General features: G+C 43.2%; 11 protein-coding genes and 1 pseudogene. 6 read left to right on the top strand and 6 right to left on the bottom strand.

The annotated features are described in order from the left end of the window. Positions 1-21 precede the first annotated feature (21 nt). On the top strand, positions 22-894 hold the full coding sequence (locus FCR06_RS26505; RefSeq protein ID WP_138505089.1) for a Cof-type HAD-IIB family hydrolase: 873 nt from the start codon (positions 22-24) through the stop codon (positions 892-894). Between the two features lie 304 nt (positions 895-1,198). Here FCR06_RS26505 and FCR06_RS26500 read toward each other — a convergent pair whose 3' ends face one another. Continuing rightward, positions 1,199-1,891: a DALR anticodon-binding domain-containing protein gene (locus FCR06_RS26500; RefSeq protein ID WP_317616846.1), complete on the bottom strand. Its 693-nt coding sequence runs from the start codon at positions 1,889-1,891 to the stop codon at positions 1,199-1,201. Between the two features lie 498 nt (positions 1,892-2,389). Between FCR06_RS26500 and FCR06_RS26495 the strand changes: the two genes are divergently transcribed. Then, positions 2,390-3,109 carry a Crp/Fnr family transcriptional regulator gene (locus tag FCR06_RS26495; protein WP_096536235.1) on the top strand — a complete coding sequence of 240 codons (720 nt, stop codon included), beginning with the start codon at positions 2,390-2,392 and terminating at the stop codon, positions 3,107-3,109. Between the two features lie 77 nt (positions 3,110-3,186). Here FCR06_RS26495 and FCR06_RS26490 read toward each other — a convergent pair whose 3' ends face one another. The 4 genes from FCR06_RS26490 to FCR06_RS26475 all read right to left on the bottom strand — a co-directional run bounded on the left by FCR06_RS26490 (position 3,187) and on the right by FCR06_RS26475 (position 8,512). Next, positions 3,187-4,233 (bottom strand): PstS family phosphate ABC transporter substrate-binding protein, encoded by a 1,047-nt coding sequence (locus tag FCR06_RS26490; protein WP_138505085.1) that lies wholly within the window; start codon positions 4,231-4,233, stop codon positions 3,187-3,189. Positions 4,234-4,328: 95 nt separating this feature from the next. Then, positions 4,329-5,729: an ABC transporter substrate-binding protein gene (locus FCR06_RS26485; protein WP_138505083.1), complete on the bottom strand. Its 1,401-nt coding sequence runs from the start codon at positions 5,727-5,729 to the stop codon at positions 4,329-4,331. Between the two features lie 97 nt (positions 5,730-5,826). Continuing rightward, positions 5,827-7,221, bottom strand: coding sequence for a serine/threonine-protein kinase (locus FCR06_RS26480; RefSeq protein WP_138505081.1), 1,395 nt, complete (start codon positions 7,219-7,221; stop codon positions 5,827-5,829). Between the two features lie 277 nt (positions 7,222-7,498). Then, the gene (locus FCR06_RS26475) at positions 7,499-8,512 is read right to left on the bottom strand and encodes a LysR family transcriptional regulator (protein WP_138505079.1); all 1,014 of its coding nucleotides are present in this window, start codon (positions 8,510-8,512) and stop codon (positions 7,499-7,501) included. Between the two features lie 213 nt (positions 8,513-8,725). Here FCR06_RS26475 and FCR06_RS26470 point away from each other — a divergent pair, with 213 nt between their 5' ends. The 4 genes from FCR06_RS26470 to FCR06_RS26460 all read left to right on the top strand — a co-directional run bounded on the left by FCR06_RS26470 (position 8,726) and on the right by FCR06_RS26460 (position 12,833). Beyond that, positions 8,726-9,448 (top strand): NnrU family protein, encoded by a 723-nt coding sequence (locus FCR06_RS26470; protein WP_138505077.1) that lies wholly within the window; start codon positions 8,726-8,728, stop codon positions 9,446-9,448. 286 nt (positions 9,449-9,734) lie between these two features. Continuing rightward, complete coding sequence (locus FCR06_RS34435) at positions 9,735-9,863, top strand: hypothetical protein (protein ID WP_262984715.1); 129 nt, start codon at positions 9,735-9,737, stop codon at positions 9,861-9,863. Between the two features lie 257 nt (positions 9,864-10,120). After that, the gene (locus FCR06_RS26465) at positions 10,121-10,507 is read left to right on the top strand and encodes a thioredoxin family protein (protein WP_138505076.1); all 387 of its coding nucleotides are present in this window, start codon (positions 10,121-10,123) and stop codon (positions 10,505-10,507) included. A gap of 229 nt (positions 10,508-10,736) precedes the next feature. Next, positions 10,737-12,833 carry an NAD(P)H-quinone oxidoreductase subunit 5 gene (locus FCR06_RS26460; RefSeq protein ID WP_138505074.1) on the top strand — a complete coding sequence of 699 codons (2,097 nt, stop codon included), beginning with the start codon at positions 10,737-10,739 and terminating at the stop codon, positions 12,831-12,833. Positions 12,834-13,207: 374 nt separating this feature from the next. Here FCR06_RS26460 and FCR06_RS26455 read toward each other — a convergent pair. Then, positions 13,208-13,407 (bottom strand): annotated as a pseudogene (locus FCR06_RS26455) (transposase); the annotation flags it as partial.

Below are 13,407 nucleotides of genomic sequence, written 5' to 3'. Positions count from 1 at the left end.
AACTTTAAATTTAAGGAATTTATGTATAAAGCATCTACCACACATCTGGAATCGACTGACAATCAAACTGCTGCACAAGATATTAAACTACTGGTTGTAGATATAGATGGCACAATCGCTGGACGCTCTAACACCATCACCCAACCTGTAAAGCAAGCGCTGATTGCAGTACAAGCACAAGGAATTCCAGTGGCGATCGCTACAGGTCGCATGTATCGTTCAGCCTTACGCTTTCACCAAGAAATTGGCTCTACCTTGCCATTAATGGTCTATCAAGGAGCCTGGATTCAAGATCCTACAACCCAAAAAATTCATCGTCATTTAGTACTTTCTAGAGAAATTTCTCACCAACTAMTCGACTATTTTGAACAACCCGAATTGCGACGGCTTTTATCTGTCCACTTTTACGTCAATGACCAACTCTACGTCCGGGAATTAACCAAAGAAACCGAAATTTATGCACAACGTTCTGGTATTACCCCAATTCCTGTAGGTGATTTGCGTCAAGTCTTAACGAATGAACCGACCAAAATTCTCGCTTTGTGTGATGACACAAATTTCATCAGCCAGGTATTGGGGAATTTGCGCCGCCAATACACACCTGCTGAACTTTACTTAACAACATCTGTTGCCACCTTCCTAGAAGCAACTAACGCTTCTGTAAATAAGGGAACTGCTGTACGCTACCTAACCGAAGAATTACTAGGATTACAAATAGCCAACGTCATGGCTATTGGCGATAACTTCAACGATTTAGAAATGCTAGAGTATGTTGGTTTTGGCATAGCTATGGGAAACGCACCAGTCCCAGTACAAGCGATCGCTCAGTGGGTAGCTCCTAGTGTAGAGGAAGACGGAGTAGCAGTAGCAATCGAAAAGTTTTTGCTTAACTGACCAAATAATTACTAATTTTTAATTCCTAACGTAAAGTTATAGCCCCTTAACTCGTTAATGGAGATTAAAAAATATAATTCCTTTTTTCAAGCCCCGACTTCAGTTGTGGGCTAACTAAGTACGAATTACGAATTATAAATTACGAATTATCTTGACAGCACTTTTTCAAACCTAATCCATATCAATCAGAAAGGACACCGACGACTGGCCGTGTTTCGTCTCGGTGCCCCTGCTGGTTCGCTCCTCACACACCTGCTAATGTAGCCGAGGTGATGCATTGAGTCAATAGCTGTGATGAAAGTTTTTATAACTCCAATGGCGCAAAAATTCCCAGGTTTTCCTCTAGGACAAATTTTAGTACTGACTGAGTAGCCATAAGCAATCCCAGCCTGGCTTGGGCTACCTCTGGCGAGACGATTTTGACTTCACCCCAAATGCGGCAATTACGCCAAAAGTTTTCAAAAGCTTGGCTCAAATTTAATGCTGCCTTTTCCCATTTCACAGAACCCCTAACATCAGGACACTCTATGTTGTCCACTATCCTCACTAACTCGCTGATTAGATGACGCTCATCTGGGTGATTTAGCCGCAATCTTTGATTGCAATTGACCCAAGGTATGGGGTTGGGGGAGATTAGACTCCAAATTGGACTGCTATTTACAAGTGGTTCTCTAAGTTGAATCAATCGTTCTCGGTGAGCCAGCAGCACTAGCGAACAGCAGCGCGCATGGGCATACTGAACAGGAAATAATGAATTGGGCATTGAGAGTGTGGCAGGGGTGGGGTGAAATTCTCTCCCTATTTCCCCACTCCCTAGCTCCCCCTTGCCAACTGCCAAACTTTGTAACCAAGTCCCTAAGGCTGAGTCAGTTAATTCAAAATGTATCCAACCAGGGGTAACTATCTGCACGTTAAAAACGTCGCCAAAGGTTGCCGATAGATGAAAGGCGATCGCCCTGGCAAGCTCCATCGCTTTTCGATTCTGAGAGTCTGACACTTGCAAGGCCACACTTGAGGTATACAAAATCTTGTTATTATTTCTATCTTTGTGTAGAGGTATTCTTTTTAGTTGTATGTCTTTATTTTTAATATCTTCAGTATTTATACTTAAAAATTCGCTTATACACTCATATAATAGCTGTTTTAATGATGTGTATTTAAAGGTTTGTATTTTTTTACACAAATGAATTTACGTAATTAGTTCTGTAAACTATATTTGTTAATTTGCTGTCACCTATCTCCGGATATAGGTTTAATCTAGATGAAGAAAAATGAGAGTAGGATAAAATTTGATGAATAATCGATGAACAGTGAGTAAACTTTACTACCATCATTGTACAGTAGGAAGTATAACAAAAGAATAGAGAGTAATTTTTTGCTTTCTATTCTTTGATGGCTGGCGCTGTTAGGCGTTAAGCCTGCATCGCCAACACAAAGACACTCCTTGCACCTTTTGATCACGTCTTTGTCTTCAGCCGAACGCTCTTTGTTACCTATGCAATCTCCATCCTCTTTTTCTGAGGCATCACGGCCTTTTTTAACTTGGCAACGGATTCTTGACTGGGCTCAAGAACACTATCGCTGCCGCACCTTCAGCAAAGATGAGCGCATTCCAGCCCGACCTGGATTGCTATATTTGGTGCAAAGGGGTGCGATCCGTATGGTAGGAACCGCCCAGGTTAGTGCGACTGCTAGCCAGTTAACGTCTCGACGAATCAATAGAACTCCAGAAGAAGCGTTTTTGGGTTTTGTTGGAGCGGGACAGCCATTTGAAATTGTTGCTCAGTCACCATTCACACTCCAGGCTTACGCCCATGTCGATCAAACTGCGGTGCTGTGGATGTACTGGCACGACCTAGACAACTGGCCTCACTTCCGCCGCGAAGTTATGGATGCCTTTAGATATCAGCACCAGCGCAAGCTGCTGTGGCTGAGTGCTTTGGGACAACGCCGTACAATTGACCGACTCTTAGGATTTCTCACATTGTTGATTGAGGAATATGGTGAGCCGGCAATGAGCGACACCGATCCTGATGTAATTCGCGGTTATTGTCTGCCTTTTCCCCTTACTCATGCCCAAATTGGTAGCGCGATTGGTTCGACTCGTGTCACCGTCACCCGCTTAATGGGCAAGCTGCGTCAACGCGGTTTAATCCTCACTCAAGGCGATAATCTTATTTGCTTACCAGCAGAGTCGATTAATAGAGCCAGCTAAAGCACACTTCAGAGCGGCGATTTCCGCCACTCTGTCTGAGTGCGATAGATTACGCCCGACCACAGGTGATCGCAGTGTCAGCGAATTTTGACAAACCCAGCTTGAGTAATCAGTTCTTGCCCCTGCTCAGTCAGCAGTAAGTTGGCGTAAGCGACACCTGCTTGCTGCTCAGTCTGACCATTCTGTTTAACCACCACAAACAGATTACGGGTAATCGGGTATTTTCCTGATTGGAAAGCCTCAGTGTTCAATTTGTTTCGTTTACCAGGACATTCAGACGGGAGGACAAATGGTTCTTGGTAAGGAGCAATATATTGTCCTTGTGTGCGCCCCAACGGCAAGGCTTTAATCGAACATTGAGGAATCACCTCTGGGGCAGAAGCGTAGTAAATACCACCAGGATTACCAGCCAGTTTTTGCAAGGCTTGGGTGGTTGTGGAGATAAACTCTACATTGGAGCTAAAAGCTTGACCACCCAAGATGTCTTGAGCGAAAAGTTCTACCGTGCCACCATCAACAATCCGCCGGGAATAAGGCTTAATTGGGATATTTGAACCGCCCACCTGGCTCCAATTATTGATTTTGCCAGTGTAAATTAACTTTAACTGGTCTACTGTCAGTCCTGGAATATTGAGGTTTGGGTTAACTGCGACTGCCAAACCATCAATTGCTACAGGAATTTGTTTCAAAGTAAACCCACGCTGCTGGGCGCGGTTAAACTCTTGGTCTAAAATTGGTCGAGAAGACTGGGCAAAAGCTAGTTGACCATCTATTAGCGACTGAATACCAGTACCAGAACCAGGAGATGCATTGCTCGGTTCTACATAACGCAGCCTAAATTCTGGTCGCGCTACTTGAATTGCCGGGTCAACTACTAATCGAATCGGCGCCCAAGATGTACTGCCTCCGTAATTGAATAATCCAGTCGGAACATCCTGCACTGAGGCGAAAGTCCTGGCACTCAGCTGTCCGGTTGCAGGTTGGGGTGTGTTGGTGCTAGGAGAATTAATTTGATTTAGGTTAACACCAGATTTTCTGGTGAACCACCAAAAACCACCAGCTATTAATCCAACCGTAATTAAGATAGATAAAACAAGAATAGGTATTTCATTTTTTTGGGACATAACAAATTTTCCCCGCGTCCATTTAATACCGGGTACTGGGTAGTGAGAAGACAGTTCCCTAATCCCTAATCCCTAGTCCCTAATCCCCAGTGCCCTCATCTCACTGGCTCAAAATCATACCCAGTACGAGAGCGAGAACCAGGAACAATTTTTACAAGTTGGACTGGGGCATTGCGATCGCCTGATGCTAAAAACCGAATTGTACCAGAAGCGCCAGTGGCAGAAAAGTCAGATGACAAAAGTGCTTGTTGGACTCCAGCTCGCGTGGGATTGCGTTCTAATGCTGCAATTAGAGCGACAGTGGCGTCATAGCTGAGGGCACTTCGCCAACTTACATMAGCGCCCCATAACTGCCGCGATTTCTGGGGAAAATCTGACTTCGGATCGCTATCAATATGCCAGGCAACTGCTAATACCATCCCCACAGCTTGTTCTCTGCCAATTTCCAAAGTTTTAGCGGTGTAAACATCATCTCCCCCCAGCAGAGTTAACCGTTTCTGGTTAATTTGAACTACTTGCAGCGCTTTATCCAAAGTTTCAGTATTAGCAGCTAACATCAACACTTGTGCACCTTGCTTCGTTGCTTGTTCTACGCTTTTAGCCGCGCTAAAATCCGCCCTGGATAAGTCAAATTCGCTGGCTACCTGTCCACCCTCTAAGGAAACGGATGAGACAAACTCTGACTTTAAAGACTGGCTATAGTTACTCTGAGAATTAAAGAAAACCACTGCATTTTTTTTCTGCAAGGTTCTTACCATGTAGTTAGCTAAAGTTCTCGCAGCCATAAAATCACTAGGAACCGTGCGAAAAACATAACCGCTAAAGTTAGAAATTTTGACAGATGTACTAGTCGGAGATATAGCTACAAGTTGTCCAGAAGTATAGATAGTACCTGCGGCTAAGGTGGAATCGCTAGTATTCGGTCCAACTACACCTAATACTTCGGAATTGCTGACTAGGCTGGAAGCGATTTGCTTGGCTATTTCTGGATTGTTGTCATCGCTAGCTATTCCTACTCTCAACGGTACTCCCTTGACTCCTCCAGAGCTATTAACTTGATTTTGGGCTTGGGCTATCCCACGTAAAATTTCTAAAGAAGTATTGGGATCAGTGCCGAATGGTACAGAAGCCACGATGGTATAGCTCTTGGAAGAACCGATACGGGCATTGTTAAGAAAAATTAACGTTTCTGGATCGTTTCGGTTGAGTTTTAGAGCAGCTGTGAAATTGGCGATCGCTTTCTCATAACTTTTAGCTGCGATCGCCTGTACTCCCTCTTTTTTTGCCGGAGAAATTTGACTTGGGATTAAAGTTTTTTCGCCAAAACTAATGCGGTCTTTTAAAGGTACATTGCTCGCTGGTTCTAGCGATTTCTCAGTGATACTATTACTAATATTGACCCCATTTTTAGTAAACCACCAAACACCAACCCCGACTATTCCAACTGTCAGCAAGAGAGCCAACACTAAAACTACGGTTTCATTTTTTTGTGACATGAATAAATTTTTATCAAATTCATTTATTAATTTTTATTGATTTTATTTATTTATAATTTTACAGTTTTAATGATTATAGAAAAAGTAGTAGAAAATTTTAAAGTATGAGAGATAGTAATTTATAAATAAGTCGAAATATCGCTGTCAGCGAAATTGCTACTAAGCTAGCTGCAACTGCTAAAACAACCACTGACTGAATATCAAGACCCCCTTGTAAAAAAGGTAGAAAAAAAATAATAGCAAAAGTAATTACCGGAATAATTAATAAATCGAACTTTTCAATCCACCGTCTAGTTTGGGCAAATATCAATATTCCCAAAATTAGCGATGCAACAATTAAAGTGATGATTGGTGATTTTACCAGACTGAAGAGGGCGATCGCTATCAATGCACCCTCAAATCCACTAAAGGCTGCTCCAGTTAATAATTCCAATGTCGAAAACGTCGGTTTAGTTGGACTACGGGTAACAGAAGGACTAGAACTTTTAGATGATTGTGGGGGAAGTGTTACAGAGGGTCGATTAATTTGTGTAGGCGCAAGAGGTGGTGATTTGAGTGCATCTAGAACTTCTTGTGCTGATTGGAAGCGTTGATTTGCAGCAGGTAGAAGCATATTGTCTAAAATGCTAGCAAGGTGAGGATTAACATTCACTTGCATTTGCCATTTCCACTGGTTGCTATAGGCATCAAACAGTTGAGTTGCTTCTTCATCTGTCAACAAGATAATCACAGTTACAGCCAAGGCGTACAAGTCGGTAGATGGAAATACTTGACCCCCAGTCATTTGTTCCGGTGGTGCAAATCCCAAAGAATAAATTCCTGTGGAAGAAGCAGCGCCGGATGCAACGTTTGCTACTTGCTTGACTGCACCAAAATCTAGAAGGAAGAGTTTTCCATCACGACGACGCATGATGTTAGAAGGTTTGATGTCTCTATGGATAATGCCTCTTTCATGCACAAACTTGAGTATCTTTAGGATTTCTGGCAATACTTCCAAAACTTTTTGTTCAGAAAATTTTCCCTGTTGAGCTAGTTCTTCTTCTAAGTTTTGCCCATCAATGTATTCTTGTACTAAGTAAAAAAATTGGTCTTGCTGCCGTGGTTGCAAGCTGTTAACTATCACTGGAAAAAAGGCAAATAAGTCAGGAATTTGCTCGTGTTCGTTACCTATTTGGGCTAAAACTTCTGCCTCTCTCTCAAACATTTTTTGTGCTTGTTGCAGTTGAGTTGAGGTTAAGTTTCCCGATGGTTGAAACTGTTTTACTACACATTGACGCATTCCAGGAATCCGGCGATCGCGTGCTAAAAATGCTGCTCCAAATCCGCCTCTTCCGAGCAACTTTATGGTCATATATCGACCATCTAGTAACAATGGCATACCACAACTCGTACAATACTTTTGCTGCATTGTTTTCAGGGTTGTAATATCGTCTAAATCAGCAAAATAGTTTTGTGGCCGTGGGCAACGTGGACGAGTACAGTAAACTTCCATTTTCGTGATCAGTCATTAGTCAAAATAATTCGTAATTGATAATTCGTAATTCGTAATTAGTTCAGCCTACAAACAGACTAAATTTCTTTATCAATACAGAAAACTTTGTCTTTATATTAAATCCCTAGCTTGTTTACAGTGTATGGGTAATAACTACCGAATTACGAATTATTTGGTCATTTACAAAAAAACAGAGGACAAATGACATAAACGCCAGAAGGGCAGCTTCCCATTGGCGAAGCGACCCATAGGAAAGGGTAGGACTAATGACCAGATTTTAGTCTTCGCCGGCAGAGGTGGGCGTTGCTGTATCCAATGTAGTTAATACTATGTTTTTTTGTGTAAATGTTAACACATCTTGGTTCCATCCAGGGTTAGCAAACTGGGGCAAAATTTCTTTACTAAAGGCTTCTGCGGCTTTGGATCTATAGCGATTAGGATTAAAAATCAGCCATAGAGTCCGTTTGACAACGACGCTTTCAATGTTGGCACAGTGGAGAACACCCATTTGTAATTCCTTAGCGATGGCGCTAGTGGATACAAAGGCAGCTCCCAAACCAGATTGCACAGCATTTTTAATTGCTTCAATAGAATTGAGTTCCATTTCAACTTTAAAACGCCTGGTATCAATTTCACAACGAGCTAACACTTGGTCAATTACTTTGCGGATTGTCGATTGGGAATCTAAAGCAATAAACTGTAATTTATATAGGTCTTCTTTGTGGATTTTTTCCACTTTTGCTAAGGGATGAAAGACAGGTAAAATCAGTGCTAGTTCATCTTCAGCGTAAGGAATAATTTCCAAAGATTCTCCCAGTTCACCAGGAATTTCACCACCAATGATGGCGAGATCGACTTGTCCGTTAGCGACACTCCAAGCAGTACGTCGAGTAGAGTGGACGTGCAGTTGTACTGCTACATCTGGATATTTTTGTCGGAACATACCGATCATTCTTGGCAACAGATAAGTGCCAGTGGTTTGAGAAGCACCGACAATTAAAGTACCGCCTTGGAGATTTTGTAAATCCTCAATCGCACGACAGGTTTCCTGACACAGGCTAAGGATTTTTTCGCCATAGCTTAACAGTAGATGACCAGCTTCGGTTAATTGTGCCCGTCGTCCTCCACGGTCGAATAAAGGAACATCGAGCTGCCGTTCGAGATTTTGCACTTGCAAGCTGACGGCAGGTTGGGAGACATAAAGGCTATCAGCAGCACGCTTGAAGCTCCCTTCTTGTGCGATCGCTTTCAGAATACGTAACTGATCTAAAGTGAAAGGAAGGTCAGACATAAGGCTCAACCCACAAACTTTGAAAGGAGCGGATGTAGGCAACAAATCACCTTTGCTGGCAATCAGCCGAGCGTGATTTGTTGCATCTTAAACTTGAACGCTTGACTCGAAAAAGACAGTAGCACAACATCTTGACTAAAGTCCTCTTTTGAATACTTTGTGGTATTGGTTGTACTGAATTTAGTTTTCTTTAAATTACTTCACCCGTGTATTATGATGCCGATTTTTTGGTTGACACCCAGTCATTTTGTCATACTGGGGTTACAAATAGTTTTTGCGATCGCTCACAGTGGGGGTGCTGCTTTGCGCCCTTGGGCAGAAAAATACATTGGGCCAAGGCTTTATCGTATTCTTTTTGCATTAGTCAGCCTACCATTGGCTGTAATCTTAATTATTTATTTTTTAAGGCATCGCTATGATGGTTTGCAACTTTGGCAGGTACAAGGAGTGCCGGGAGTACGAGAAGTTGTTTGGGTTTTGTCAGCAATCTCGTTTTTGTTTTTATATCCTGCTACCTTCAATCTACTAGAAATTGCTGCCATTCAAAAGCCTCAAGTTCATCTTTATGAAACAGGAATTATTCGGATTACTCGTCATCCCCAGATGGTAGGACAAATAATATGGTGTATTGCCCATACTTTATGGCTGGGTACTACTTTTACCCTTGTGACCTCCATTGGGTTGGTATTGCATCACTTGTTTGGGGTTTGGCACAGCGATCGCCGCTTGAGCTTCCGCTATGGTTCAGCCTTTGAAATTGTCAAACAACGGACTTCAATTATTCCGTTCGAAGCGATTATTGACGGTCGTCAATCTATCAAATGGCAGGAATTCTTCCGCCCTGCTTATTTAGGAGTTGCGATTTTTGTGGTTTTGCTTTGGTGGTCGCACCCTCTATTGCTAGAAGCAAGTGGTACGATAAGATGGGAATTTTAAACGATCCCCATTGTCAGCATAAAATCCAAAGTCGATGAAAATTTCAGCTTATCAATTGCCCCAAATCAATGTACGATAAATTAAAACATTTATCTGTGGGGGTATATTCAATCAACTTGAAATTTTATATCGGTAAGTGTTGGTCAGTTGTTATTGCTGGGAAGTAAACGCCCGATTCAGTCTCAATTCTTAGGCAGCGACCGCAATTGCAAATTTAGGATCAAAAAAAGCTACCGTCAAAGTTGTGCAGGCTTTTCGCTCGCAGACACATAAACACGCTAAATTTATGTCTAAATCATTACTGTGTTCTGAGATTTATGTGCTAAAAGCAGCGATTCCTACGGCGGGCTTTGCCAAAGCAATTTACTGGCTTGCCAATCTTTACAATGAACTAATGCCAAGCAATGAGTTATGATTACTGAGTAAAATAAAGTAAGTTAGTACTCATTGTTTGGTAAGTAGTACTTATCCCCCACTTGAGTCGTAAACAAAAACAAACGACCTCATTACAATCTCTTAACTTTAGTTAGAGAGTTCCACTCAACAACGCCACTTGCTCCACATTTGGAGACCAAATTACCGCAGTGGCTCCTCAGAACTCGAAACTCAGCACTAATGAATTCAGTGCAGATAGATAGTTTAATATAAAAACCCTATAATCCAAGAGGCGTCATGGTGTTGTCGGTTAGTGAGCGGACATTTACTCAAGAAGTTTTAGAATCTCCAATTCCTGTTTTAGTTAATTTTGAAGCCCCTTGGTGTGGGTTGTGTCGGATTATCCACCCACTTTTGCTGCAATTTCAAGCCCAATGCGGCGAGGAAATTAAACTGGTTGTGGTTAACGCCGACCAAAATTTTAAATTGTCAACTACTTATAAGCTTAAGTCACTGCCGACTTTACTATTAATTGAAAATGGCAGCATTCGGCATCGCTTGGAAGGTTTTCGCGGTAGAGAAGATTTACGTCTAGCTTTAGAAGATATCAAAGTCAGCTACAGTAGTCGCCCTAAAATCTACAAGGGTTCCAAAACGGTTGACTTGGAGTGTCGGTCAGCTTGACGGAAATAGGCAGAGGGGCAGGGGGCAGGGGGCAAGGGAGAATATCCTCTTTTCTGCTCCCTGCTCCCTGCTCCCCTGCTTCTTGCCATACCCAAAGACCAAATCTAAAACCATGCTTAATACCCCACCCAATCAGCTTTGGGTGGGTTATTTTATCCTAAAGGGTGTGTGTCACAATTGTTAACAGTTCCGACACGCTAATTAATAATTCTAAAAGTAGGCGTCAGTGATGGAAGTAATCTATCAGTATGCCTGGCTGATTCCCGTGTTACCTCTTTTGGGGGCAATGCTGGTCGGTCTAGGGTTAATCTCGTTGAATCAGGTGACAAACAGCCTGCGGCAGTTGAACGCTATAGTAATTATCTCCCTAATGGGAGCGGCTATGGCGTTGTCGTTTGCCTTGTTGTGGAGTCAAGTTCAAGGGCATCCGGCTTATACCCATACCCTGGAGTGGGCTGCGGCAGGCAATTTTCACCTGAGCATGGGCTACACTGTTGACCACCTGACAGCCCTAATGCTGGTGATTGTGACAACAGTAGCTTGTTTAGTCATGGTTTACACTGATGGCTACATGGCTCACGATCCCGGTTACGTGCGGTTTTATGCTTATCTCAGCTTATTTGGCTCTTCAATGTTAGGTTTGGTGCTTAGTCCCAACCTAGTACAGATTTATATATTCTGGGAACTAGTCGGGATGTGTTCCTACTTGCTGGTCGGCTTTTGGTATGATCGCAAGTCAGCAGCAGATGCCGCTCAAAAAGCATTTGTAACCAATCGCGTGGGTGACTTTGGTCTCCTGCTGGGAATTTTAGGGCTGTTCTGGGCAACAGGAAGCTTTGATTTTAATATTATGGGCGATCGCCTCGCCCAACTCGTAGAAACAGGTAGTATCAGCAATTTTCTCGCTGTCCTGTTTGCGATTTTAGTTTTCTTGGGTCCAGTGGCGAAATCTGCCCAATTTCCTCTGCACGTCTGGCTACCAGATGCGATGGAAGGCCCCACCCCGATTTCTGCCTTGATTCACGCGGCAACAATGGTGGCAGCGGGTGTTTTCCTGGTAGCCCGGATGTACCCAGTATTTGAAGATGTCCCAGCAGCAATGAACGTTATTGCCTTTACTGGGGCATTTACGGCGTTTTTGGGGGCAAGCATTGCTATTACCCAAAACGACATCAAAAAAGGCTTGGCTTATTCCACCATTTCCCAACTCGGTTACATGGTGATGGCAATGGGAATAGGTTCGTATAGTGCTGGACTATTCCACCTGATGACCCATGCTTATTTCAAAGCGATGCTGTTCTTGGGTTCAGGTTCAGTAATTCACGGTATGGAAGGTGTCGTCGGTCACGACCCTGCCTTAGCCCAAGATATGCGGCTGATGGGCGGACTGCGGAAGTACATGCCAGTCACAGCAACTACCTTTTTGATTGGTTGCTTGGCAATTTCCGGTATACCCCCCTTTGCTGGGTTCTGGTCAAAAGATGAAATTCTTGGTCAAGCTTTTGCTGCTAACCCATTGCTTTGGTTGATTGGTTGGGTAACCGCCGGCATTACTGCTTTCTATATGTTCAGGATGTATTTCATGACATTTGAAGGCAAATTCCGCGGAAATGACGAGAAAATCAAGGAAAAACTGAAGAAGGCGGCGACCATCGTCCTAGAATTAGAGTCAGAAGAACCAGTCCCGAATTATGGCCCTGGGGCGATGAAAAAAGGAGAATTGGCGGCAACTGGTGACCACCACTCCCTTGACTCCCACGGACATCACAGCGATTCTCCTCACGAGTCACCGTGGACAATGACTCTGCCTTTAGCGGTTTTGGCAGTGCCTTCGATTTTGATTGGTTTGGTAGGAACTCCCTTCGCTAATTACTTCGAGGAGTTTATCTTTTCTCCCACGGAAAGCCTCTCGGAAGTTTTAGAAAAAACTGCCGAGTTCGACCCGACAGAGTTTTATATTATGGCGGGTGCTTCAGTGGCAATTTCCGTGGTTGGCATCACCTTGGCTTTGTTAATGTACTTGTGGAGAAAAATTGACCCGGCGGCGATCGCTGTGAAAATCAAACCACTTTACGAGTTATCTCTTAACAAGTGGTACTTTGATGACATTTACCATCGCGTCTTTGTTCTAGGCTTGCGCCGCTTAGCCAGACAAGTTATGGAAGTTGATTTCCGCGTTGTCGATGGTGCCGTTAACCTTACAGGCTTTTTCACCCTTGTCAGCGGTGAAGGTCTGAAGTACCTAGAAAACGGTCGCGCTCAATTCTATGCCTTGATTGTATTTGGGGCTGTTTTGGGCTTAGTGATTGTTTTTGGTGTTACTTGATTTCTGTAGCGGCTAAGCCAACGAAGCCCGCCTGCGCTGACTAGGAAAAATTAAGTTTTTGAAACCCGCGCAGGCGGGTTTTGTGTTTGTAGACACCGTTTCTAACCTGAAGACTGGCAAGATGATGATATGTGGTTAGGTTATCTCAAAGAATATCCTGATTATTGGACTCAGGTTGAAACCGAAGACAAGCTAAGAGAAAATCTACTCGATATTTACAGTGAATCAACAAGTGGAACTATCTAAAATATTCGCACAGTTGCAGAACTTGAAGTCTTACAGCAGTTTTCAAATGAATAGACCACAATGAGCAAACCAGCCGCAAGCATCATCGGAGGAAATATGCTCAGTCACAATCTGTGTTAATACTTGGTTAAGTTGCTCACAAGTACGGGCTTTTGCAGTACGTAAACACTGTTTGAGTTTTGACCAACACAATTCGATAGGAGACAAATCAGGCGAATAGGGAGGTAAAAAGACAAGCCGCGCACCAACAGCTTCAATAGCTTCTCGAATTACTAGGGCTTGATGTACTGGTAGATTATCCATGACTACAGCCGCTCCCACCCACAAT

It is taken from the genome of Nostoc sp. PA-18-2419, from assembly GCF_005869855.1.
In the GTDB taxonomy this organism is placed as follows: Bacteria; Cyanobacteriota; Cyanobacteriia; order Cyanobacteriales; family Nostocaceae; genus Nostoc.
This window is presented reverse-complemented; position numbering and strand designations above follow the sequence as displayed.